Below are 20,082 nucleotides of genomic sequence, written 5' to 3'. Positions count from 1 at the left end.
GGTCCGGTGAAAGTTCTAAATAACAAAGGCTCAGTAATCGAATTACCCAATTTTTCAGAACTCCTCCCGAAGGTTAAATCTGATGATGGGCGATTTTCAAAGCCCAAAAATAAAATATCCAAAGAGCAACGAGCCGAACTGCGTTTGAAATTTGGTGGTCGGTGTGCCTATTGCGGCTGTACTCTGCCGGAAAAAGGCTGGCATGCCGATCATGTTGAACCGGTGAGGCGGGATTTTGAAATGGTCAGAGCCCCCGCTGGAAGTCGAGTGACACACCAGGCTCGAAGTACCGGTAAGGTCATGCATCCTGAACTGCATGCAATCGAAAATCTTTTTCCGGCTTGCGCCCCCTGCAATCTCTTTAAAGGTGCATTGAGTGTTGAAGGAATGCGGAAAGAAATAAGCCGCCAGGTAGAACGCGCCAGGGCATACAGCGTCAACTTCAGGACCGCAGAGCGATTTGGATTAATTGAAGTCACGGAGAAGCCGATTGTCTTCTGGTTCGAAATGTATCAAGCGACACCGAAATAATTGAAACCATAATAAACGAGGATAATGACGATGTTTTTACACCTGGTACCTAAAATCCTGCATCCGATGGGAAATCTCTGCACGCTGGATTCCGTGAGCGTCACGGAACTGTCGCTTCACCTGACAGGAAATGACCTGGTTGCGATGCGCCCTTATCCGAACAAGCAATACCTGGTGGGTATGCTGAAGGGTCGCAAGGCATTGAATGGATTTCTGGTCAAAATTCCCCGAGCGTTAGAAGAGTTTACGATGGTCTCCGTCTGGAATATTGAAGGATACGGCAAAATAACGCACACCCTGAAGACCTTTGTCGAAGATACGGAATATGACCTGGTTTCCCATGACGTGCTGCTGGCGCAAGGGAGCTACCGGGCACAGGCGTCTGAAGAGTATCGTGTTCACCCTGTCTATAAAAACATTGCGCCGGTACACATCGAACCGAAGATGGAGTCCCTGCTGTCGACCGAACCCAATTTAGAGAACGATGTCTGTGAAACCTATTCGTGGGGGATGCTGGTGCGTACGCGGGAAGAGGGGTTTAAGGCAATGACGATGCCATCAGCCCGTCTCAGGGAGTCTGAGGCACTGCGGGGGGATCGCCAGCCACAACCGGAGCAGGCCATTGTTATTAGCGGGTGAGTGGCGATCAGCCTGATGTCGTTGCACAGGCTGACAGACTCTCAATGGATATACCGGGGAAGTTGATTTTCCAACCTGTAGGTTATTCGGTTCGTACCCCGATTCGGTATAATTAGTTAAATCATAGTTAGTTTATTATGTGTAAGGACATAAACATGGATGAATATCTGGCGCTGGACAAGGCACTCATCGAAGTTCTAACCCCGGTTCCTAAGCCGTTCGCGACATTATTTGCCGGAGAAATCAAAGCAGAGTGTCACAGGATTGCCGCTAGGGAAAGCAATCCGCAACCATTGCGGATTCTTGACCGCCGTTTGCAATCGCTAATTAAGGACGGTCGCATTTCTTATACAACCGGAAAAGGTTGGCTTAAATGTGGTGGCACCGTATAACGGTATTTTCAATACAAAAAATTGGAAAGAATCATGACCAGCAATCGCTCCCGTGAAATAAAAACACCGCCTGTGCATATTATTGCGGATTACGTTCTTCGCTTCATGAAGAACAATAAAGAAGCAAAATTGTACGAAGCAATGAGCCGTCTTGAAAGTAAAATCAAACTCTTTGTTGCTGACGGCCATGATGAGCAGCATATCCGGACACAGTTAAATCAGGCCACACAATGTCATACCAAAGAAACACTGAAACGGGCCTGTGAACGGATTTGTATTTAACCTCATGTTATACATTCTGCGAGTGGTAGGCTGGCCTTTGACATCGTAGCCAGATTCTACCACTGAAAGAGGGACGCAATTTTAATGAAATTTATCCTGTTGTTTTTCATTTTAGTCATTCTGATCTGGGGGTTTACAGGTCTGGCTTTTAAAGAAGCCATTATATTTACGTCCGTCGGACTGAGCATTTCGGTTGTGGCTTTGTCTGCTCTCCTTGTGGTAGTTCTGACATTTGTAATGGCTGCAATGTATGCAACTCAGGAACTGGGTGCGCTGGGAAAAATGATTATCGCTCAGGTTGTACTGACCGGATTATGGAACCTGGCTTTTTCTATTATCCCGGACGGAAAGTTACTTTCTTTTTTCGGCGTAAATATCTGGCAATCCGGCTCATACCTGGTTTACTTCATGGCAGTGTTGATAGCTGTTTTCGCGACGTTCGTCGCGTTCCAGAAGCAGCAGTATTTTTTACCTGATGCACCATAAGCCTTCCGATATGGAAGGTTTTTTCCTTCAGTGCTGAGTTTATTTATAGCGGGTCTGTCTTTACACCTTTTTAAACTAAATTCTGTCCTATCTAATTTATCTATTTTTTTTTTTTGCTCTTTGGGTTATTAGCCGGGAGAGTCGGTTTGTTATATTGGGTTTACACCAACCGAGGGCAAAAAAATGCAGATTAATAAAGTCATGTCTTTTCTTGATATTCTTTCTAGCTGGCTTGAAGACAATATTAATATGGAGTCTGAGCTGGTCTTCGATAATGATGTAGACAATACCACCTCAGAAGCCCTGTATCCCGCAGTGGAAAAAGCTAACGCGGTATTGAGCAAACTTGCATCTCTGTCGTCTGATACGATTCAGGCGACGCGTCAGCGTTTACAGGACGCTGTCGAAGGCAATGGGGAGGTTTCTCCTGCTGACGTCAAAGAGCTGCTCTTGGCAACCAAGCATTTGATGCTAGCGCCGGATTGCGGAGAATAATCAGATGAGCAGATTAACATTCGAGATTTCAGGGGTAAAAAAACTGCTTAAAGAAATCCAGTCAGCGGATCAATTCCTTGCAACCGTTGATCAGCTTTTTGAGCCAACAAATTATCCGGGGGGGGTGCCTCTTAACGAAGCTGGTAAGACGGAAAAAGAAGCTTGCCTGGCAGGGGAAGTTTTCTGGCCATCGCCAAAGCATATGGTTCAGACCCGTCTGACCCCTCAGATTACTCTGGTAAAAGGCCATGGCGTCTGTCTGATTACCAATGCTTCTCTGGATGGAAGTCCTGTCTCCCGAGATACAGCTATCTATGCCCGTGGAATGAATCCGTCGCTTGATGAAGATTGGAATTATGAGTCTGATCAGATTATGGGAGGAGATGATAGTACAGTTACAGTACCGCTTGAGTGGTTTGAACTCGCAATCGAAAAGAAACTTAAGGCTTTTAGTCTCAAAGTATCCCCTACAAAAATAACGCTGGTGAATGGATAAACGAGTCACAGGCTGTATCGGTCTAACATGGTCTGTCCCTGATCTTTCAGCCAGCCGAACAGACCCACCTTAAAAGGAGTATTATGGCTGACACAAAGCGACCTATTTCCCCGCTTACACAGGCCCAAATCTATGTGTTGCATCGTCTGGCAAGCGGAACGCAGTATGAGATCTGCGGTGAATTTCGTCGGGCCCGGGAATGCCGGATGTATAGGGGGGCATCGGATGATGTGCGATGCCGTAGCACCCCGGTCCTCTTTCGGCTTGGGTTGGTTGAGCTGGCCAATCCGTCCCAGCGGCCTTTACCGGGAAGTTATTATCAGGTCAAGCTGAGCGCCACTGGGAGTGATCTCCTGAGGTCCATCGAACGCGACTAAATTTTTCAATTGGAACCGTTTTTCTCTCTGATATCAGGACGGGATGACCACAGGTACCTCGAAAAGAACCTCGCCATTGCCAACCCTGAGGCGCTATTTTTTTCTGGTCAAAATAGGCCCGTTAGCGAAAAAAAAACGGTATCTGATGTGGTGTAATGCTGTTGTCATTTCACCCCAGAAGGATAGCTACTGATGAAATTGTTTTATAGCAAACCAGTTCGCTTTATCGTCATTATCTGTGTATTTCTCCTCGGCGTTGATAACTTGAGCGATATGTTCGCCGATGTTTCCCGATCTGTATTCTACGGCGGTCTCGCTGCTCTCCTTGCAATTGCCGTCGTCATTGCCCGAGTTGGTTACACCAAAAATGCGGACAAGGCCAGCCAGGCGCAGTAACTTTTACTCAGCCACCTTTCGGTGGCTTTTTTTTCATAAGGACTGACTCATGCACAACATTGAAATTTCTACCGTCGCCATTTTCAGCGCCCAGTTTAAAAACATCGAAGACGCCGAGAATGCCGGGGCCCTATATTCAGTCGACATCGAATATCCGATGACGCTGAATGACCTGTCGCTGCTGTGTGAATCCGTAGCAAAAGCCGTTGGTGTCCCTAATGGAGTAAAGTACCAGTTTGTCACTCAGCCGCAACCGGAAGAAAGTGATTATTAACGCTTATGGCGACTGGCTGAACAGGAGAAGAACATTGCCCCATGTTGATCACACCCGGACGCTCCGGGTCCAGCTGTACGATGCCAGCCGCTTTCATGATGGCGCGACGGCGGAACAAGCTGGCGAACTGCATACTGTCGCATTCAGTAAACCCGCGATTACCGATGATATTCAGAAAATTGTGGATACCACTGCCGAGGTGCTCGGTAGACGCTACAGCGTTAACGTATTCTCAAACTGAGCGCCGGAGAAGGAGGTGTCCAGGTGACCTCCTTCTACCTTTTTTTAAATCAAAGACCGTCAAATTTAATTCCCCTGTCAGACGTCATCGGCACACTTAAAATAAAACCCGTCCTTTTCCCGGTTGCCATTTTCACTTTTCAGATATTCGTCAAAATATTTCACCACGGGTTATTTGGGCCAGAGGCCGTATTGATATAATGAGTTCACATTTCTGAAAGGAGTTTTAGATGAATAAGTCTCTGGTCAGCTTTGCGGAATTATCCGGCGATGCTATTAATCTTGCGCGACAGTCGGTTATCGAGATGGAAATGACCGCTGCCCGGGAAAAGATTGGAAAGGCTCGTTCGTTATTCCGCTCAGGTATTCATCGTGCTGTTAATGGCTATCCGCTGATTCAGTCGGCGGCTAACCAGATGAGCGTCATTAAACGACTCCAGAGCGACACAGAATATCTCGATGCCTGTATTACTGAGAATCTTTGTATGTTCTCGACAGAGGGTTATCTGTACCTGTTTATGCAACGCCGCTTCATTAATGAACCCGTGTCTGAAGGCCGGGAACTGAACAATATTTCCATTTAAAGGTGACATTATGAAACCATTTGGACTTGCCGGAAAACCGCAGCCTGAGCCCTGTGGCTGCTGCTGGTACTACCCGGAGGATTGCCGTTATGCTGCTGCGAAACCGCTTTACCGCCGCAGCCAGCGTAAGGCTGAGCGTCAGCGTCAGCGTGCGACTATTACCCGCACACTGGCCGAATCACGATAGCCGTAAGGACTGCTCATGCCTGGGCTGACAGTACCCTGTTACCTGGCGGCATTATCCGCTGTGAGTGATTATGATTAAATACGTCACCACGTCGACTTCCCCGATATCACCGGAGCAAAGATGAAACTCAGTCAGTTGGAGGCGGGGATGACCGTTTGGTCACTCTTCCGAACCAAAATGGGCAATACCACCATTAAGACAGTAACTCTTCATTCTGTCGTTATTCAGGAGGTTTACGATAACCACGTTATCGCCAGCTGGAACCGCAATGCGCCGCGTCGGTTCGGGGAAACGGCGATAAGTAGCTGGAAAAAAGATAAGCCGCTACTCATCCGCGACCGTTCCGGAAGTGCCCGTTTGGCGACGCGGGAAGAAAAATCCCGAATATTGGAATCAAAATAGCGCCCGTCCATCTTATCGGTTTGGCCCGTTCCGTTCTCAGCGTATTCCGGTGATGGCAGTTTCCCCCCCCCACTTAACTGTAGGGAAACAAAACAGCTCATTGCATCCCACCTTCCTGCTGTCATTTCCCTCTTTAATCCCGTTTTTTTCGAGCCCTTAACCCGCAAACTAGCTCCCGTTCACCGGGTATGATCAGCGTGTCTGTGACCATTAATTTTCAGAGTGAGGAGAGGGTACATGAACCAAACTGAATCGGACCCGTCCGGATATACCGCAACAACGGTCGATGAAGAACGCATGGCCATCAGGGAACTGATCGGCGAAGTGGTCGGCCGCTACCGTAGACAGGTACCGCCTGATCGCGTCCAGAAAGCTACTTTTGAGGTGAATGGCGGGCTGCTCATGGGGCTTTTGCTTGCTCTGCTGATGCTGGTATGTATTATCCAGCGTGTGGCAACTGGCGACCGACTGATGAGCTTTACCGGAGAGCCTGACGTCCGGGATATTCAGTTTACCCTGATGCTGGTCATGGAGCTCGCACTTGGCATTGTTGTCTGGTTCCTGATTGCGACGGGGGACTATTCGCGTCCCTGGCTCTATCGTCTTACTCCGGCAAAACCCGTCTGGCTTTTTGATGAAGTGGAGGACTCCGATTTGGTGCTGCTTTCCAGCAATCCCTTTATCAAACGCTGGCTTCACGAGGAACTAACGAAAATCAGGCGACTGACGTATACCCGCCTCGATGAGAAACTGGAGAAAATCGCCCATTACCCGGATAGCCTAATGCACAGTTGTGTTCGTGCTCACCGTTTGTCACTGATCGCGGGTTCGAAGACTGACTGATTACAGCCGGAAAGAAGCGGGGGACCGGACGGGCTGGCGGCGTTGAGTGTAGAGATTTGCATCCGTCTGTTTCGTCAGCGATTACGTCAGCCGTCCGCTGTTACGGCCTGCGAGGCAGCAAAACCTGAAATACTTACTTATTAAATATTTAGGCGGTCGACCTGTTCGTTTGAAGGGGGCTGGGTGGTATAATGGCTTCGGTGCTGGAGGCTTTTGCCCCAGCCAGCAGAATCACTGTTTGACTGTGGTAAAAAGCAGAAAGCCCCGAGTAATTTTTTCAAATTAACCCGAGGCCCCTGATGCTAGTCACATTAAAGGTTAGCCTCTTACCTGCAAAAATGCAAGGAGAAGAAGCCATGTGTTAACACCAAGCTGTAATGTCCCCTTTGAACCATTCTAAAATGTCCCCAGACAATTCTCTGGGGGATTTTTCATGATCAAAGAGACTGTTACGATGAGTCATAAGGAACTCGACCGACTTCACATTATTCAGGAGTCACTTAATCGCCATATTACTCAGGAACAAGCTGCGGCACGCATTGGCATTTCTATTCGGCAGGTTAAACGTCTGGTGCAACGGTATAGAAATGAAGGGCCTTCTGGTCTAGTTTCCCGCCGACGTGGAAAGCGTCCCAATAATTCCTTTTCTACCGAATTCAGAGCAACAGTAATTTCACTCCTCAAAGGCCGCTACGCTGATTTTGGACCTACGCTTGCGTGCGAAAAATTGCGCGAGATACACGGCTTGTGTTTATCCATTGAAACTCTCAGGAAGTGGATGGTAGAGGAGGGCATATGGCGCGAACGTCGTCGTAAGTTTGCCCGAATTTATCAGCGCCGGATGCGGCGCCCATCCTACGGTGAACTCATCCAGATTGATGGCTCGCCTCATGACTGGTTTGAAGGTCGGGGCCCCAAATGCACACTGATAGTCTTTATCGATGATGCTACCAGCGCTCTGATGGCGCTACGATTCGCTCCTGCAGAAACAACCCGGGCTTACATGGAAACCCTCCGGGGTTACCTTAATGATCATGGCGTACCACTGGCTCTCTATTCTGACAGACACAGTATATTCAGAGTAAATAACCCGGAGCGGGAAGGAGAGTTGACTCAGTTCACACGTGCGATAAAGACACTGGGCATCGAGCCAATCCATGCCAACAGCCCGCAGGCAAAAGGGCGGGTAGAGCGTGCCAATCAGACACTGCAGGACAGGCTGGTCAAAGAAATGCGGCTTCAGGGTATCAGTGATATTGAAACAGCAAACGCATGGTTGCCGACCTTTATTGAAGCCTATAACAACCGGTTTGCTACGCCGCCTCGTATTGCTGATAACGCCCATCTTGATGTACACCATTCTGAAGAGGAACTGGGTTATATCTTCAGCCTCCAGGCGAAGCGCGTTCTCTCCAAAAATCTCACTTTCCAGTACAAAAGCAGTGCGTTTCAGATTCGCAGTGAAGGCCGGGGATATCGACTTCGGCATTCGGTTGTCACGGTATGCGAAAGCTTTAACGGTGAAATTAAGGTTCTGTATGATGGGAAAGCGTTGGGATGGGAAAAATATGTTGATGGCCCGGAGCCTATACCACTGGATGATGAAAAAAGTGTCCATGAACGTGTGGATAATGCCCGTTTTGATTTACGCTCAAAATTCTACGTAAAACCTAAAGCTGACCATCCTTGGCTCACGCGCCGCACGCAAAGTAATCAGCAAGTGAAGCCCCCTAAATTACCCAGAAAGAAGGCTGATCCCGATAAAATGGACTGAAACCAGGCGTTATTCAGTTGAGTGCATATCCAGTCATAGGATAGATTCTTACGTAGCGTTTCTGGCGTGCATTTTCGGGTGGTTTGTTACTGTTTTTAACGGGGACACGTCAGAAACGCGCTCAGGCCGTCTGAGCGGTACGCGTAATGCGGCGTTATGGTAAATAGCCTATGCTAATGTCCGCTAAGAGCGAGATATAGTCATTCGCACCCTGAGAATTACACTTTAAGTGATTCAGGGTATGCGCTTACTGGTTACGAATATTGAGCGAGAATCACGTGATGATCGCCGCTTTTCTTTCGAGCCAGTGGGTGCTCCACGTTCGCTAACGAATACTCAGGGCATGCAGATAAACTGCTGGCTATATTTCTTTCGAAGAGCGTGGAATGCATACCAATCCCCGATAAAAAGGAGTTGGTGATGACTGCGACTAATCAATTTGCTGCGCACGTTGGTCTGGACTGGGCAGATAAAAAGCACGATGTCTGTGTTCAGTTTAAAAACGGTGAACGCACATTCCATGTGATTGAACATACGCCGGAAGCACTTGATGTCTGGCTTACCGAGTTACACCAGAAGGTAAAAGGCAGGATCGCTATCGCCGTTGAGCTGAAGAAAGGTCCCGTGGTGTATGCTCTTCAGAAATATCCATTTATCACCGTTTTCCCCGTCCACGCTTTGTCCCTGGCTCGTTACCGGCAGGCCTTCTCGCCCAGCGGCGCTAAAGATGACCCGCAGGATGCCGAGCTGGCATTAGAGTTAATGCTGCGTTATCCCCAAAAGATAAAAGCCATTGAACCCGACAATGCGGATATCCGGTTACTCCAGCAACTGGTTGAGCAGCGCCGTCAGCTGGTTGAAGATAAACGCCGTTTTGTGAACCGGATAATCAACACACTTAAACAGTATTATCCTCAGCCACTGGAGTGGTTCTCACATCGGGGTAGCTTACTATTGTGTGAGCTGATTATCCGGTGGCCCAGTCTGCAACAACTGAAACGAGCGAGGCGCGACACGATCCGCAACTTTCTGAATGCCAAAGGTGGCCGCGCAATGGCTCTTACCGAGCAACGTGTTGCGAGTATTGATAACGCGATCCCATTGACTACAGACCCGAGCGTTATAGAGGCTAATGCTTTGATGGCAACAGCACTGGCGACACAAATTAAAGTCGTGAGTGAAATCATCAAAACCTATGACGAACGAATCGAAGCGTTGTTTGACACATTGCCAGATGCGGAGCTGTTCAAATCACTTCCGGGCATGGGGCCGTGTATGGGCCCACGAATGCTTGCTGCACTTGGTGATAACCGTGACCGGTTTAACAGCGCTGAAGAAATTCAAAACTACGCAGGTATTGCACCGGTGACAGAACGAAGTGGCCAGAAATCCTGGGTTCACTGGCGATGGCAGTGTGCCAAGTTCGTCAGGCAAACCTTTGTTGAATGGGCTGCCAAGACGGTTAATTCATCATACTGGGCCAGACTGTATTATCAGGGCCTCAGAGAGAAGGGCAAATCTCATCAGTCTGCGATCCGGGCACTGGCGTTCAAATGGATAAGGATCATTTACCGCTGCTGGAAGGCCAGAACCCAGTACGATGAAGCAAAATATTTGCTGGCTCTCGAAGCGCGCCACTCGCCCTTACTGAAGCCATAAAAAGCTTGTCGAATGTCTCAGGGCGTGAAGCGGACATTGCAGACTGCCCAGTAGAAAAAGTGCTATCAGAATTATCTAAAGGAAGATCGTATTTACCATGTCTCATTCTAACTGTTTAATAAATTACAAAAATTAAAATTTCCATTTAATATCATCGCGTTAAGCAAGAGAATTAAACCTCTCATTTAATTTATGATTCTTATTTAATTCATGAGTTGGTGTAAAAATAGGTTGCCGCACTATAGAAAGACACATATTTAAACCCAGCAGGAAATCATATTTGAAAGTAATGTGTTTAAGGGGCTGCGTAACAAGAACAGCAAGTAAACACATAGTAATAACAGTTACCATTCCCATTTCGCAAGTGGCCATATCAGAGGTGAACTAATGCCTGCTGCAATTTTAAGAATTAAGGTTATCCTAATAATTCTTTTGTATGATTAAGATCATCGATAAATTTACTAAGGACTCATTAATGAAATTGCGACTCTGGAATCTATTACCCCATGATTACGCTCCTTTTTTTCGTATTCTTCACATCATTGTGGCATTTCTAATATTATCACAAATTATTAACTCTAATCTGACAGAGACCGAAGCAATTGGTGAACATAGTCTTGAAGGAGTTATAACCTGGATGCACATTATTTCAGGGTTAGGACTGATTATTTGTGGTTTTATTATGTTAAGTTGGATGCTTACTCAAAGAGGTTTTACTTATTATTTTTCATGGGTAGGGCTTGACTTTAGTGGTATTAAGCAAGATATAAAAACGTTGACTAGTTTCCGACTGCCCGATGCACATTCGGGAGGTATTGCCAGTACAATCCAAGGATTTGGAGTTCTAGCATTGCTAATTGTAGCACTTTCAGGTGGCCTATGGTTCTTGTTGAATACCATGCAGTCAAATCTGGCTGAAACAGTAATCCACTGGCATAAGTTCTTTACTACTTTCATTGAGGTCTATTTTTATGCACATGGTGCAATGGGAGTTTTGCATATTTTAATTGAAAAATATAAAAGCCGCTCAGTTAACCTAAGTGACTAATCTGTTGTGAGATAATATTACTTCAAGTTGAAGAAAACCCTAAAAATAAAATTTAGTTTACTAGAAGATGAAACAGCACTTGCAGAGACTTTTTAATTAAATTTAATAAAAACGAAAAAATATTCATGGCGAAATGATTGTTTAATTATCTATCATGGATAGAAATGTGAGTTAGTCGTCCTATTTTAGGAAGTTAATAATGACTAAAACAAAAGGGTTACCTCGTCCGCTGACGCACTACGCTTGGCTTTCCATTGCCACGGCTATTGCCACTATCGGACTCAAAGGTGTGGCGTGGAAAATGACCGGTTCGGTCGGTCTGCTATCTGATGCCATCGAATCCGTAGTTAACCTCGCAGGAGCCCTAATGGCGCTCTGGATGCTGACCTTGGCTGCGCTTCCGGTCGATGAGAACCATGCATATGGGCACGGCAAAGCCGAATATTTCTCGAGTGCTTTCGAAGGATTTCTGATCCTATTGGCGGCAGCCAGTATCGCCTATACCGCAGTTGAGCGGATGTTAACTCCACAGCCGCTTGAGGAGATTGGTCTCGGATTACTGGTTTCAACAGTCGCATCAATCCTTAATTTTGTGACGGCTCGCATTTTGTTAAGGGCTGGCAGGCAGCACAACTCTATCACTCTTGAGGCAGATGCTCATCACCTGCTGACCGATGTCTGGACGTCGGTCGGTGTCATTTTTGGTGTCGGACTGGTTTATCTGACCGGCTGGTTTTGGGTCGATCCGATCGTTGCATTGCTGGTCGCAGCCAACATCGTTTGGACTGGTTATCAGCTTATGAGTCGTTCAGCTGCAGGTCTGATGGACGTATCGCTACCCACGGAAGAACTCAAAAAAATCGAGTCACTGCTGGCAGGATATCGTGAACAGGGGCTTGATTTCCATGCACTACGTACACGCCAGGCTGGCGGGCGGGCGTTTATGACAATGCACATCCTAGTTCCTGGGCGATGGACTGTTCAATATGGGCACGACTGGGCCGAGCGTATAGAGAATGATATCCGCACCGCACTGCCTTTTATCCATATCACCACTCATGTGGAACCGTTGGAAGATCCCGCGTCAATGAACGACCAAACGCTCGACATTTCTGATCACTAAACTAACCACATGTCGCTGGTCGGGCAGGGTAACAAACCTCGCTCTACAAAAATTTCAGGTATTCTCTATAATTCTGAGGGTACTTGATGTGACCTGCGCCCAATTGTTGGGCACGCAATATTTTTAAAAAGTCCGCTTCTGGCACAAAGCGGACAGTGATCACCGTTCTTACGACTACTTTCTGACTTACTTCGTGACTTGCCCTAAGCATGTTGTAGTGCGATACTTGTAATGACATTTGTAATTACAAGGGGTGTAAGACATGGGTAGCATTAACCTACGTATTGACGATGAACTTAAAGCGCGTTCTTACGCCGCGCTTGAAAAAATGGGCGTAACTCCTTCTGAAGCGCTTCGTCTCATGCTCGAGTATATCGCTGACAATGAACGCTTGCCGTTCAAACAGACACTCCTGAGTGATGAAGATGCTGAACTTGTGGAGATAGTGAAAGAACGACTTCGTAATCCTAAGCCAGTACGTGTGACGCTGGATGAACTCTGATGGCGTATTTTCTGGATTTTGACGAGCGGGCACTAAAGGAATGGCGAAAGCTGGGCTCGACGGTACGTGAACAGTTGAAAAAGAAGCTGGTTGAAGTACTTGAGTCACCCCGGATTGAAGCAAACAAGCTCCGTGGTATGCCTGATTGTTACAAGATTAAGCTCCGGTCTTCAGGCTATCGCCTTGTATACCAGGTTATAGACGAGAAAGTTGTCGTTTTCGTGATTTCTGTTGGGAAAAGAGAACGCTCGGAAGTATATAGCGAGGCGGTCAAACGCATTCTCTGAACCAAAGCATGACATCTCTGTTTCGCACCGATGGTGACACTTCTGCTTTGCGTTGACAGGAGAAGAAGCCATGAAACTGCCGAACCAACCCGTTGTTTTGTGCGTATTGATAGTATGTCTTACGCTGTTGATATTCACCTGGCTTACGCGCAATTCGCTCTGCGAACTGCGGCTGAAAGACTGTACGCGGGAAGTGTCGGCTGTGATGGACTACGAATCCGGTAAGTAGCTGAAAGAGGGGGGGTAACCCCCCTCGATTCAGATGTGGCCAGCAAGCCAATAGCACCTTTAGAAAAGGGTTTCTCCGGTCGGGGAAACCCTTTTTTCCTTCCGTTCGGTGGCAGACCGCCACTCAATTACCCAAGGCATTCAACAGTCTCAGTGGAATACCGTCGGATTAAAATTCTCCCCAGAACGGCTGCGGCTCGCACTGGGTACCTCCTCCTGCGTCCTGTTTAATTCTCAACGCCTCAATTTTTCGAGGACCCGCCGCAATTTCCGAACCTGGCTGGTCGTGGAGAGAGTACTGGTTTGTGGATGACATGCACTGGTCTTCTCATTGGGCTGTAGCTCATAGGACATAGCCAGTGCGGTCAGTGCTTCTTCAGCATCCAGCAGAGCTTTAATGGCCGTCTGGCGCATCTCTGCACGGCGTTCAATTATGGTCATGTTTGTCCTTGCTGCATCCGGTAAAATGACGCCGGGTATTCAGTCTTTCACGTTTTTCAGAATGGCCTGGCGGCAGGCATTCCAGATCGTCTGGGCATTCGCATCGCAGTCCACGAACCCGCCGCATTCCTGATAGATGACCTGGTAGACGCTGTCTGGGATCTTCTCCGGTACAACCGGGGAAAAGATGCTGACGGATGCCTTTCCTTCGGCGGCGTCACAGACGGCGTCCAGATGATTCGCCATCCATTCGGTTAAATTCAGATCCTCCTGAATTGCCTGCGCCTTATAGCGTTCTTTTCTTGTTACAGTGGCACGCATCTGAATTTGTACGCTCGCAGGCTCTTCGCCCTTCATCGCATTCTGAAGTGCAGATTTGGGCTGTTTCATCTTCGTTTTCATTTTCAATCGCACTATTTGGAAAGCGGCTTGTCTTCAGTGGGCTGAACCGGGGCTGTCTCCCCCGGCGTAACCAGCACACCAGCTTCACTCAGCACATGTCTCCACTGCTCATCCCGGTAGGCCGTTGCGGCGTCGGCAGAATCAAAGCATTGGTCGCAGGGCGGACAATTTACGGTAACCAGGCTCACTACCGGCTTAACGTAGTACGCTCTTCCCCGTGGATAATCTTTTCCACAAGGGGCATAGAGCTCCTCGTCCCCACCAACACGGCGGAGGTGGAATTCTGGTTGCTGGCTGGCCTGCTCGGACAGCTTCACGGATGCCGTCTGCCAAGCTGCGATAGCCCGGGTCATGTCGCTTTCATGCCTGGCAAGATCTGCATCCCGGCGAGCCAGTAGGTGCGCGATAATATTGGCTTCATCGTAATTGATGACCGCCATTAGTTGACGGGTCGCTTCATCCCAGTCCTGTACTGCGGAGCCATCCAGTGGATTAGCGAGGTGCGCCTGGTATGTCGTACGGTAATTTGCGGCAGCACCTTCCAGCTGGTGCAGTTTTTCATCCGATAGTTGTTCGGTCATTGCACAGTTCCTTTTAGATGCAGGCTCAACGCTTGCATTAAAATTCATGCCGTCTGTTTGGCTGCGGCTTTACGCTGGGCGGCGATATGGGCGGCAATCTGCTTTTTGAGGCGCTTATAGTCAGCCCTGAAGCGTGCCACGTCATCGATCTCAATCATGTACCCGCAGCTGTAACCGGCATGCCCAAACGCATCGTCATCTTCGTAGTTTGGACAGTGATCGCTTTCCCAACCCGCTGCATCCAGCAATTCATCAATAGCGACGAGGTGTGCCCTGGGCGCATTCTCAATGATGAAGTAGAGCGAGCGACCCCAGAAGTGGCTGCGGGTACCTTCGATAACAGCAGTGTCGTTCGTGGTCTGGCGGGAAAGTTTCATTGGATACTCCTTTGCCCGGAGCCGCCGGGGCGGGGGTGTGATGTTCACACCTTGTGTTTGCAGTATGCGGTCCTTTTCAGGCAACCGGGAAAGTAACTTTTCGCTGCTGCTGGTGGACTGTCGCCTATTGCTCGCCAGCCTTTTTCTTTAGATAGTTTACGTCTGACTCATCACATACCTGATCCATATGACGCTGAATCCATGCCGAGATAGTCAGGCCATTACGCTTCGCCTCACGGACATAGCGTGATTTTTTCTCCGGGGTCATACGCATCTGGACCAGTGCCGTTGCTTTGTCGGCCTCATCTTTTTTCGCGTTATCGTTGCCCTTCATATGGATCGCGTTAACGTGCTTTTCATTGTTATCGGTCATAGTGTTCTCGGTCAAACAGAGCCGCGTAGTGCGGCTCCCAGGGGGAGAGTGCAGCCGTGTCATGTCGCTGTTGAAACCGTCGGGTCAGGGGCCAGTCCTGTGGCGAGGTTTACGGAAACGTTCTGCACGTTAGAATGAATTGTCTGGTCAGGCTGTTGGTCTGTATTATGGACGACGGTGTCTGATGGATTGTCAGCCATTCGAACAAGATCACCGGCCATAACTTCGTGCCGATGATCAAGCATGACTACGCCAGTCCGTGCCTGGGCACGGGGTGTGCCGTTAGCGCTGCGGATGAATGCACTTCGAAATCCCGTCACGGTACGAACAGTACCCTTGTCCAGGACCCGCTGGCCCGACTCCAGAGTCTCAGCTGCGGCCGCATGAAATTCCGCCACGGCAGCAGCAAACCACTTTTCGAAACGGGGAGCAATGGTCTTCACGGCAAGCGAGGTACAGGAATAGACCTGTTCAACCTGCTTAGAACCGTTTTTATCGGTAAAGGCGATAATGCCGATTCGGCCACAGTTAACGGTGTAGAAGGTTGGTCTGAAGCCGTTGGTGAGGAGTGATTTAACAGCTGAGAAGAAAGCGGATTTAAGCATCGGTTTCATGGGGTTATCCTGTATGCCCGGAAACGCCGGGGCGTGCGGCCAGAGTGCCGCTGTGTGATTAAATATACAGAATCAGAGTTGTTTTGTCAATACAAAACAACGGGTGCTTTTTCCACCTGATAGCTGTATTTATTTTTTAAATCAGACTGTTAAAGTTGTAATGCGCAGTGCAGCAGCGGGCTGAGTCAGCCCACCGAGATCACCGCCGTTGTGGCTAACTCCTGCCCACGCCCGGTCAGCCGTACGCGATAGAAACAGCTCTGTTCTAACCCACTTTTCAGAGTGAACTCAATCAGGCCCAGCCGGAAGAGGGGCGGCAGACTGGGGGCATTAACCGGAAAATATCCCAGCGTACTGAGGCAATCTGGACGCTGCTCCATCCCTTTCTTTCCGTTGCCCTGCATCAGGTAGCGGGTTCCGGTATTCAGCCGACGCAGAGTATAAATTTGGGCGTTAGTCAGCGTCATGATCATCGCCCTCTTCAGTGGAAGAGCTGACCGGCTGTTTCCAGCCGCAGTGACAGTCCTGTAGCGTTCCATCCCCCCCTTCAAGGTACGCCAGGCACTCGGGGCAATACAGCTTCATTACCACGGGACCACCTCGACATGTTCACCCAGCCAGGCCAGCTTCTCGCGAAGCAGTTCGGCGGCATTCATCTGGTCTTCGGCCCAGAATGGAGCGAGTCCCATAAATTCGCACCAGTACGCCAGACCGGATTTTCCGTCGTCCCGGTAAGTCCAGACCGCCTGGCCGTGACCCACGCCGGAGTCGACGGTTACATACAGCCCGGGCATGCATTCACAGGGCTCCTCGCAGTCGCAGGTGCCACTCTGGACCACGCGTACTCGTCTCAGCTTCACTGCGGTACGCAGGCGCAGGAGCTCCTCCAGCGCATCAGCGTCGAATTTCGTCGTGCTGACAAGGGTGTTTGCACTGGTTTTACGCAGCGCCTGAATACGGGTGCGAAGCGCATCGTTGCTGATAGTAGCCTTAATCATCATTATTCCCCCATCTCACCCAGCTGCTTGCGGATTGAAACGCTTTCCGCACGGAGTTCATCTTGTTTTGCCAGCAGGAAACGTTTTACAAGCGCCATCGCGTCCAGAAATTCAGTGGGCTCACATTCAACCCGTTCGCACACGCTCTGAACGGCTTCCGTCACCAGCGGCATTACGTCCAGCGCTGTCTGCATTTCCGAAATCACAGAGGAGTTGCCTGCGTAACGGGTTGCCAGTGACAGAGTCTCTTTGCTCATGGATCGCTCCTTATGCCGAGACCGGACGGACAAACAAGTCATGCGCCCCATCTGCCAGCGGCTCGCAGTAATCACCGAAACCGTCTGGCACAATGCTGCCATCGGCCACGATGCAGGAAGCCACCGGTTTCTGTGCCCGGTACGCTGCCAGTTCGGCTGCGTCGACTTTCGCGCCATCGGTCAGGTCAAAATGCAGATCGTCATACGCAGAGCCGTTCAGCTCTTCTTCCAGACTGATAGCCGCATTCAAGGTAGCCAGCGCATCAGCGACGTCACGTGAGTTGATTTTTGCGTCGCGCAGCTCTAGCTCAAAGGCCAGTTGCAGGCGGCGTACAGCGACGATGTGGGACTTATGCTGGGACAGACGAATGAGGGTGTCGATATCGTGGGTCATGATGCTTACCTTATGCCCGGAAACGCCGGGGCGTTGGTGCGGATGCCGCGCCATGGGATTACTATGATCTTCTGAACTTCTATTGTCAATACAATAGAAAACAACGTTTTGAGGATTTTTTATACAGGACGGATGCTGCGGTAAATTCAGTTGCACACAGTCATTAGCCCCTGCATTTACAGAAGATGGAGGCGGTTTAATCCAGGAGCTGACATCTTGATATGGACGCCAGCCGTCACAGCATGATTCTGCCCGGGGACACCGCGCCGAGTGTGACCTCCCGCAGACGGAAGAAGAGCGGGGGAGAATGTGCCCCTTCTCCCTGCGGTGGTCGCTGGGTTCAATATAGGATTGAAATTCCCCGCTTATCGACCAGATGTGGCATGCGAACAGGGTAGAATACTATTCCGGATTCACGAATTATCAGCGCCAGCCGGTGACCCGCTGACGTACCCGCTGCAACCTGTGCCGAAGGTGTCGACATGATTAAAAAGGAATGTATGAAAGAACGTACACAATCCCCGGGTGAGTCGTTTGCTCACGCTGAGTTTATGGAGAAAGTCTTTACCAACTTACGGATGTTTTGTGACGCCGAATACCGACGGTTAGCCACAGGTGAGAAAGAAACCCAACAGTCGCAACCGGAAAAGACCATACATTCGCATTATCTCGTGTAAGACCCATGCCGCCGTATCCTTTCCCGATGGCCGGGCAGATTTAGCCTGGCCCGATTTTAATTCCCTCATTCTACCTGCCCCGCGTTGAGATGTTCGACAGTGATCCCGGTTATTCTTTTATAGCGATAGATAGATTGCCATTCCATATTTTGGAAAAGTAACTTTAGATGCCTTGTGACGCCGCAGTTCCCCTCTTACTCATCTTCCCTTCAGCGCATGTAACACCTTTCATGCTGACGGTTCTGCATTATTGTGGGTTCTTGCAGACGGAAAAGTAACTTTTTCGATAAATTCCGGCTTTTTGGTACCCGATTTCACACTAAAGTTAAATTTGGCCTCCTTAGCGAAAAATTAAAACGGACGGATCACGTACTATTACCACGGGAAAAAAAGTTACTTTTTTTTTCGCCTCAGGTTATTAGGAAATGAATCGAACCTGGTATTGTTGTGTTGTAGCGAACAACCACCCTAAACGAAAATTTAAAAGGAAGGCCACAATGTCCACTATCGAAAATGATGTAAAAACCGCTAACAACGATATCAGCCTGCGCACTTACCTGGAGCGTTCCGGTAACGGCGCACGCAAAAGCAATGGTCTGGTCATCAACCCGGCAGTGGTCGAAGAGGAAGAAGGTTTTAACACCCGTACCGCTGGCATGGGAGAAAGCTACTACTCCTTACCCCACGTGGTAGCCCACCTGAACAGTCTTAAAGAGTCCTATAAGTCTGAGCCTTTAAGCGTACCAGCTATCGTCGTGCAGGTTCTGAATGGTCGTCCTGTTCTGCGTCAGGGGGCATGTCGTATCCGCGCCGCCGCTATGGCAAACATCGAGCTGGCAGAGGAAGGGCGTGAACTGATTTCGTTAATTCGCTGCGAGGAGTTTCGCGGTAGCCGCGCCAGTGCCGAACAGTTTACGCTGGACGGTAACTCTAATCTGGCTCTGTCTGTCGTGGCTGAGGCGCTCTCCATCAAACGGATGGTCGAAGATGCTGAAGAACCTAAAACGTTCGCAGAACTGGCCAAGCGTCGCGGTAAAACAGAACAGCACCTGCGTCAGATGGTTCGCGTCCTGGACCTGCCTGAAGCCCTCCAGGTTATGCTGGTGACAGGGGAAGTGAGCATGTATGTCGCGCTGGATGAATATCTCTACAGCGGCGATAAGGCCGTGAATAATATCACCAAAGCCATCGACGTCTATGGCAAGGCTACGGCCAAAACCCTTAAATTCGTCAAAGCTGGCAACATTGATGCAGCCATGCAGCCGAAAGCGCCGGTCGTGCAGGAAACGAACGCAAACACCCCTGAAACCACCGTGACGGAACAAACATCCGTCGAAGGTACTACGGATGAGACCACCCCGCCGCAGCTGGTGGACGGGAATGTTGGGACCAACCCGGAGCCAACTCCGGAAAACACCCCGGAGCCGAAGGCGAAAGATCCGATCAAAACGCCAGAGCCTAAAACTGTATCGGTCTCCAGCGTACTCAACAAAAAGACCGTGACGACGATTGCGGACACGGCAATCCCGCTTTTTTCGCGTATTGCGGAAGAAGCAGAACAACGTGCCGCTAAGAACCTCAGCGACGATACGTACACCTTAGTGCTGACCAATGATGAGATGAATGCCATCTGTGAAGCCCACGGCAATCTCACGCAGTACCTGCGTAAGCATGCCGAAAAGCAGCAACAGGGCCAGGCATGATTTTCTGACCGACCCTCCAC

At 49.3% G+C, this 20,082-nt stretch carries 34 protein-coding genes and 1 pseudogene; 23 read left to right on the top strand and 12 right to left on the bottom strand.

Features of this window, described 5'->3' with window-relative positions:
• The first annotated feature begins 6 nt into the window (after positions 1 to 6).
• The 18 genes from SK33_RS24940 to SK33_RS24855 all read left to right on the top strand — a co-directional run bounded on the left by SK33_RS24940 (position 7) and on the right by SK33_RS24855 (position 12,228).
• Entirely contained in the window at positions 7 to 531 is a 525-nt protein-coding gene (locus SK33_RS24940) for an HNH endonuclease (RefSeq protein ID WP_022652357.1), read from the top strand.
• A gap of 30 nt (positions 532 to 561) precedes the next feature.
• On the top strand, positions 562 to 1,170 hold the full coding sequence (locus tag SK33_RS24935; RefSeq protein WP_022652356.1) for a DUF6012 family protein: 609 nt from the start codon (positions 562 to 564) through the stop codon (positions 1,168 to 1,170).
• A 155-nt stretch (positions 1,171 to 1,325) separates the two neighbouring features.
• Entirely contained in the window at positions 1,326 to 1,562 is a 237-nt protein-coding gene (locus SK33_RS24930) for a hypothetical protein (protein WP_022652355.1), read from the top strand.
• 33 nt (positions 1,563 to 1,595) lie between these two features.
• Positions 1,596 to 1,844, top strand: a complete 249-nt coding sequence (locus SK33_RS24925; protein WP_022652354.1) for a hypothetical protein — start codon at positions 1,596 to 1,598, stop codon at positions 1,842 to 1,844.
• A gap of 84 nt (positions 1,845 to 1,928) precedes the next feature.
• The gene (locus tag SK33_RS24920; protein ID WP_022652353.1) at positions 1,929 to 2,330 is read left to right on the top strand and encodes a hypothetical protein; all 402 of its coding nucleotides are present in this window, start codon (positions 1,929 to 1,931) and stop codon (positions 2,328 to 2,330) included.
• Between the two features lie 183 nt (positions 2,331 to 2,513).
• Positions 2,514 to 2,825 carry a DUF957 domain-containing protein gene (locus SK33_RS24915; RefSeq protein ID WP_022652352.1) on the top strand — a complete coding sequence of 104 codons (312 nt, stop codon included), beginning with the start codon at positions 2,514 to 2,516 and terminating at the stop codon, positions 2,823 to 2,825.
• Between the two features lie 4 nt (positions 2,826 to 2,829).
• Positions 2,830 to 3,321: a DUF3085 domain-containing protein gene (locus tag SK33_RS24910; protein WP_015063020.1), complete on the top strand. Its 492-nt coding sequence runs from the start codon at positions 2,830 to 2,832 to the stop codon at positions 3,319 to 3,321.
• A gap of 569 nt (positions 3,322 to 3,890) precedes the next feature.
• The gene (locus SK33_RS24905; protein WP_022652350.1) at positions 3,891 to 4,094 is read left to right on the top strand and encodes a hypothetical protein; all 204 of its coding nucleotides are present in this window, start codon (positions 3,891 to 3,893) and stop codon (positions 4,092 to 4,094) included.
• A gap of 49 nt (positions 4,095 to 4,143) precedes the next feature.
• A complete protein-coding gene (locus tag SK33_RS24900; RefSeq protein WP_022652349.1) occupies positions 4,144 to 4,368 on the top strand; it encodes a hypothetical protein in 225 nt (74 codons plus the stop codon).
• Positions 4,358 to 4,609: a hypothetical protein gene (locus SK33_RS24895; RefSeq protein ID WP_022652348.1), complete on the top strand. Its 252-nt coding sequence runs from the start codon at positions 4,358 to 4,360 to the stop codon at positions 4,607 to 4,609. Before SK33_RS24900 ends, SK33_RS24895 begins: the two co-directional genes overlap by 11 nt.
• A gap of 229 nt (positions 4,610 to 4,838) precedes the next feature.
• Complete coding sequence (locus tag SK33_RS24890; RefSeq protein ID WP_022652347.1) at positions 4,839 to 5,192, top strand: hypothetical protein; 354 nt, start codon at positions 4,839 to 4,841, stop codon at positions 5,190 to 5,192.
• 10 nt (positions 5,193 to 5,202) lie between these two features.
• The gene (locus SK33_RS24885) at positions 5,203 to 5,379 is read left to right on the top strand and encodes a hypothetical protein (RefSeq protein WP_162859439.1); all 177 of its coding nucleotides are present in this window, start codon (positions 5,203 to 5,205) and stop codon (positions 5,377 to 5,379) included.
• Positions 5,380 to 5,499: 120 nt separating this feature from the next.
• The gene (locus SK33_RS24880; RefSeq protein ID WP_022652345.1) at positions 5,500 to 5,781 is read left to right on the top strand and encodes a hypothetical protein; all 282 of its coding nucleotides are present in this window, start codon (positions 5,500 to 5,502) and stop codon (positions 5,779 to 5,781) included.
• A 237-nt stretch (positions 5,782 to 6,018) separates the two neighbouring features.
• Positions 6,019 to 6,624 carry a hypothetical protein gene (locus tag SK33_RS24875; protein ID WP_015063019.1) on the top strand — a complete coding sequence of 202 codons (606 nt, stop codon included), beginning with the start codon at positions 6,019 to 6,021 and terminating at the stop codon, positions 6,622 to 6,624.
• Between the two features lie 433 nt (positions 6,625 to 7,057).
• On the top strand, positions 7,058 to 8,398 hold the full coding sequence (locus tag SK33_RS24870; RefSeq protein WP_000589001.1) for an ISNCY family transposase: 1,341 nt from the start codon (positions 7,058 to 7,060) through the stop codon (positions 8,396 to 8,398).
• A gap of 420 nt (positions 8,399 to 8,818) precedes the next feature.
• Entirely contained in the window at positions 8,819 to 10,057 is a 1,239-nt protein-coding gene (locus SK33_RS24865; protein ID WP_003030308.1) for an IS110 family transposase, read from the top strand.
• A 475-nt stretch (positions 10,058 to 10,532) separates the two neighbouring features.
• Positions 10,533 to 11,105, top strand: coding sequence for a cytochrome b/b6 domain-containing protein (locus SK33_RS24860; protein ID WP_001515348.1), 573 nt, complete (start codon positions 10,533 to 10,535; stop codon positions 11,103 to 11,105).
• Between the two features lie 199 nt (positions 11,106 to 11,304).
• The gene (locus SK33_RS24855) at positions 11,305 to 12,228 is read left to right on the top strand and encodes a cation diffusion facilitator family transporter (RefSeq protein ID WP_032610488.1); all 924 of its coding nucleotides are present in this window, start codon (positions 11,305 to 11,307) and stop codon (positions 12,226 to 12,228) included.
• 121 nt (positions 12,229 to 12,349) lie between these two features.
• On the opposite strand, the pseudogene SK33_RS26540 reads toward SK33_RS24855, so the two are convergent.
• Positions 12,350 to 12,466, bottom strand: a pseudogene (locus tag SK33_RS26540) (hypothetical protein); the annotation flags it as partial.
• A 24-nt stretch (positions 12,467 to 12,490) separates the two neighbouring features.
• Between SK33_RS26540 and relB the strand changes: the two are divergent.
• The 3 genes from relB to SK33_RS24840 all read left to right on the top strand — a co-directional run bounded on the left by relB (position 12,491) and on the right by SK33_RS24840 (position 13,246).
• Positions 12,491 to 12,730 (top strand): type II toxin-antitoxin system antitoxin RelB, encoded by a 240-nt coding sequence (gene relB / locus SK33_RS24850; RefSeq protein WP_000534858.1) that lies wholly within the window; start codon positions 12,491 to 12,493, stop codon positions 12,728 to 12,730.
• Positions 12,730 to 13,017: a type II toxin-antitoxin system mRNA interferase RelE gene (gene relE, locus SK33_RS24845; RefSeq protein ID WP_000323025.1), complete on the top strand. Its 288-nt coding sequence runs from the start codon at positions 12,730 to 12,732 to the stop codon at positions 13,015 to 13,017. The genes relB and relE overlap by 1 nt, the downstream gene beginning before the upstream one ends.
• 70 nt (positions 13,018 to 13,087) lie before the next feature.
• Positions 13,088 to 13,246: a type I toxin-antitoxin system Hok family toxin gene (locus SK33_RS24840; RefSeq protein WP_064758473.1), complete on the top strand. Its 159-nt coding sequence runs from the start codon at positions 13,088 to 13,090 to the stop codon at positions 13,244 to 13,246.
• A gap of 233 nt (positions 13,247 to 13,479) precedes the next feature.
• Here SK33_RS24840 and SK33_RS24835 read toward each other — a convergent pair whose 3' ends face one another.
• The 11 genes from SK33_RS24835 to SK33_RS24785 all read right to left on the bottom strand — a co-directional run bounded on the left by SK33_RS24835 (position 13,480) and on the right by SK33_RS24785 (position 17,682).
• Positions 13,480 to 13,686: a hypothetical protein gene (locus SK33_RS24835; protein ID WP_044255297.1), complete on the bottom strand. Its 207-nt coding sequence runs from the start codon at positions 13,684 to 13,686 to the stop codon at positions 13,480 to 13,482.
• A gap of 39 nt (positions 13,687 to 13,725) precedes the next feature.
• Positions 13,726 to 14,076, bottom strand: coding sequence for a hypothetical protein (locus SK33_RS24830; protein WP_032610485.1), 351 nt, complete (start codon positions 14,074 to 14,076; stop codon positions 13,726 to 13,728).
• A gap of 23 nt (positions 14,077 to 14,099) precedes the next feature.
• Positions 14,100 to 14,669 carry a hypothetical protein gene (locus SK33_RS24825; RefSeq protein ID WP_032610483.1) on the bottom strand — a complete coding sequence of 190 codons (570 nt, stop codon included), beginning with the start codon at positions 14,667 to 14,669 and terminating at the stop codon, positions 14,100 to 14,102.
• A 44-nt stretch (positions 14,670 to 14,713) separates the two neighbouring features.
• Complete coding sequence (locus SK33_RS24820; RefSeq protein WP_032610481.1) at positions 14,714 to 15,046, bottom strand: DUF5417 domain-containing protein; 333 nt, start codon at positions 15,044 to 15,046, stop codon at positions 14,714 to 14,716.
• A gap of 124 nt (positions 15,047 to 15,170) precedes the next feature.
• Positions 15,171 to 15,419 (bottom strand): hypothetical protein, encoded by a 249-nt coding sequence (locus tag SK33_RS24815; protein WP_050596976.1) that lies wholly within the window; start codon positions 15,417 to 15,419, stop codon positions 15,171 to 15,173.
• A 59-nt stretch (positions 15,420 to 15,478) separates the two neighbouring features.
• Positions 15,479 to 16,033, bottom strand: a complete 555-nt coding sequence (locus tag SK33_RS24810) for a hypothetical protein (protein ID WP_015063016.1) — start codon at positions 16,031 to 16,033, stop codon at positions 15,479 to 15,481.
• Positions 16,034 to 16,218: 185 nt separating this feature from the next.
• Positions 16,219 to 16,500 carry a hypothetical protein gene (locus tag SK33_RS24805; protein WP_032610524.1) on the bottom strand — a complete coding sequence of 94 codons (282 nt, stop codon included), beginning with the start codon at positions 16,498 to 16,500 and terminating at the stop codon, positions 16,219 to 16,221.
• On the bottom strand, positions 16,487 to 16,624 hold the full coding sequence (locus tag SK33_RS24800; RefSeq protein ID WP_163181309.1) for a hypothetical protein: 138 nt from the start codon (positions 16,622 to 16,624) through the stop codon (positions 16,487 to 16,489). Before SK33_RS24800 ends, SK33_RS24805 begins: the two co-directional genes overlap by 14 nt.
• A complete protein-coding gene (locus SK33_RS24795; protein WP_032610480.1) occupies positions 16,618 to 17,034 on the bottom strand; it encodes a hypothetical protein in 417 nt (138 codons plus the stop codon). Before SK33_RS24795 ends, SK33_RS24800 begins: the two co-directional genes overlap by 7 nt.
• Positions 17,034 to 17,288, bottom strand: coding sequence for a hypothetical protein (locus SK33_RS24790; RefSeq protein WP_032610479.1), 255 nt, complete (start codon positions 17,286 to 17,288; stop codon positions 17,034 to 17,036). The genes SK33_RS24795 and SK33_RS24790 overlap by 1 nt, the downstream gene beginning before the upstream one ends.
• 10 nt (positions 17,289 to 17,298) lie before the next feature.
• On the bottom strand, positions 17,299 to 17,682 hold the full coding sequence (locus tag SK33_RS24785) for a hypothetical protein (RefSeq protein ID WP_050596975.1): 384 nt from the start codon (positions 17,680 to 17,682) through the stop codon (positions 17,299 to 17,301).
• A 500-nt stretch (positions 17,683 to 18,182) separates the two neighbouring features.
• On the opposite strand from SK33_RS24785, the gene SK33_RS24780 reads away from it, so the two are divergent.
• Positions 18,183 to 18,359: a hypothetical protein gene (locus SK33_RS24780; protein WP_155034045.1), complete on the top strand. Its 177-nt coding sequence runs from the start codon at positions 18,183 to 18,185 to the stop codon at positions 18,357 to 18,359.
• Between the two features lie 497 nt (positions 18,360 to 18,856).
• Positions 18,857 to 20,062, top strand: coding sequence for a DNA-binding protein (locus SK33_RS24775; protein WP_032610476.1), 1,206 nt, complete (start codon positions 18,857 to 18,859; stop codon positions 20,060 to 20,062).
• Positions 20,063 to 20,082 lie beyond the last annotated feature (20 nt).

This window comes from Citrobacter sp. MGH103 (assembly GCF_001034475.2).
Classification (GTDB): Bacteria; Pseudomonadota; Gammaproteobacteria; order Enterobacterales; family Enterobacteriaceae; genus Citrobacter; species Citrobacter freundii.
Note: the sequence above shows the minus strand (reverse complement) of the source record. Positions and strands in the feature narration are given on the sequence as shown.

Bases quoted from the DNA above. Each gene is read 5' to 3' on its own strand.
- SK33_RS24935 (WP_022652356.1), top strand. From the start codon at position 562: ATGTTTTTACACCTGGTACCTAAAATCCTGCATCCGATGGGAAATCTC.
- SK33_RS24930 (WP_022652355.1), top strand. From the start codon at position 1,326: ATGGATGAATATCTGGCGCTGGACAAGGCACTCATCGAAGTTCTAACC.
- SK33_RS24925 (WP_022652354.1), top strand. From the start codon at position 1,596: ATGACCAGCAATCGCTCCCGTGAAATAAAAACACCGCCTGTGCATATT.
- SK33_RS24920 (WP_022652353.1), top strand. From the start codon at position 1,929: ATGAAATTTATCCTGTTGTTTTTCATTTTAGTCATTCTGATCTGGGGG.
- SK33_RS24915 (WP_022652352.1), top strand. From the start codon at position 2,514: ATGCAGATTAATAAAGTCATGTCTTTTCTTGATATTCTTTCTAGCTGG.
- SK33_RS24910 (WP_015063020.1), top strand. From the start codon at position 2,830: ATGAGCAGATTAACATTCGAGATTTCAGGGGTAAAAAAACTGCTTAAA.
- SK33_RS24905 (WP_022652350.1), top strand. From the start codon at position 3,891: ATGAAATTGTTTTATAGCAAACCAGTTCGCTTTATCGTCATTATCTGT.
- SK33_RS24900 (WP_022652349.1), top strand. From the start codon at position 4,144: ATGCACAACATTGAAATTTCTACCGTCGCCATTTTCAGCGCCCAGTTT.
- SK33_RS24890 (WP_022652347.1), top strand. From the start codon at position 4,839: ATGAATAAGTCTCTGGTCAGCTTTGCGGAATTATCCGGCGATGCTATT.
- SK33_RS24885 (WP_162859439.1), top strand. From the start codon at position 5,203: ATGAAACCATTTGGACTTGCCGGAAAACCGCAGCCTGAGCCCTGTGGC.
- SK33_RS24880 (WP_022652345.1), top strand. From the start codon at position 5,500: ATGAAACTCAGTCAGTTGGAGGCGGGGATGACCGTTTGGTCACTCTTC.
- SK33_RS24875 (WP_015063019.1), top strand. From the start codon at position 6,019: ATGAACCAAACTGAATCGGACCCGTCCGGATATACCGCAACAACGGTC.
- SK33_RS24870 (WP_000589001.1), top strand. From the start codon at position 7,058: ATGATCAAAGAGACTGTTACGATGAGTCATAAGGAACTCGACCGACTT.
- SK33_RS24865 (WP_003030308.1), top strand. From the start codon at position 8,819: ATGACTGCGACTAATCAATTTGCTGCGCACGTTGGTCTGGACTGGGCA.
- SK33_RS24860 (WP_001515348.1), top strand. From the start codon at position 10,533: ATGAAATTGCGACTCTGGAATCTATTACCCCATGATTACGCTCCTTTT.
- SK33_RS24855 (WP_032610488.1), top strand. From the start codon at position 11,305: ATGACTAAAACAAAAGGGTTACCTCGTCCGCTGACGCACTACGCTTGG.
- relB (WP_000534858.1), top strand. From the start codon at position 12,491: ATGGGTAGCATTAACCTACGTATTGACGATGAACTTAAAGCGCGTTCT.
- relE (WP_000323025.1), top strand. From the start codon at position 12,730: ATGGCGTATTTTCTGGATTTTGACGAGCGGGCACTAAAGGAATGGCGA.
- SK33_RS24840 (WP_064758473.1), top strand. From the start codon at position 13,088: ATGAAACTGCCGAACCAACCCGTTGTTTTGTGCGTATTGATAGTATGT.
- SK33_RS24835 (WP_044255297.1), bottom strand. From the start codon at position 13,686: ATGACCATAATTGAACGCCGTGCAGAGATGCGCCAGACGGCCATTAAA.
- SK33_RS24830 (WP_032610485.1), bottom strand. From the start codon at position 14,076: ATGAAACAGCCCAAATCTGCACTTCAGAATGCGATGAAGGGCGAAGAG.
- SK33_RS24825 (WP_032610483.1), bottom strand. From the start codon at position 14,669: ATGACCGAACAACTATCGGATGAAAAACTGCACCAGCTGGAAGGTGCT.
- SK33_RS24820 (WP_032610481.1), bottom strand. From the start codon at position 15,046: ATGAAACTTTCCCGCCAGACCACGAACGACACTGCTGTTATCGAAGGT.
- SK33_RS24815 (WP_050596976.1), bottom strand. From the start codon at position 15,419: ATGACCGATAACAATGAAAAGCACGTTAACGCGATCCATATGAAGGGC.
- SK33_RS24810 (WP_015063016.1), bottom strand. From the start codon at position 16,033: ATGAAACCGATGCTTAAATCCGCTTTCTTCTCAGCTGTTAAATCACTC.
- SK33_RS24805 (WP_032610524.1), bottom strand. From the start codon at position 16,500: ATGACGCTGACTAACGCCCAAATTTATACTCTGCGTCGGCTGAATACC.
- SK33_RS24795 (WP_032610480.1), bottom strand. From the start codon at position 17,034: ATGATGATTAAGGCTACTATCAGCAACGATGCGCTTCGCACCCGTATT.
- SK33_RS24790 (WP_032610479.1), bottom strand. From the start codon at position 17,288: ATGAGCAAAGAGACTCTGTCACTGGCAACCCGTTACGCAGGCAACTCC.
- SK33_RS24785 (WP_050596975.1), bottom strand. From the start codon at position 17,682: ATGACCCACGATATCGACACCCTCATTCGTCTGTCCCAGCATAAGTCC.
- SK33_RS24780 (WP_155034045.1), top strand. From the start codon at position 18,183: ATGAAAGAACGTACACAATCCCCGGGTGAGTCGTTTGCTCACGCTGAG.
- SK33_RS24775 (WP_032610476.1), top strand. From the start codon at position 18,857: ATGTCCACTATCGAAAATGATGTAAAAACCGCTAACAACGATATCAGC.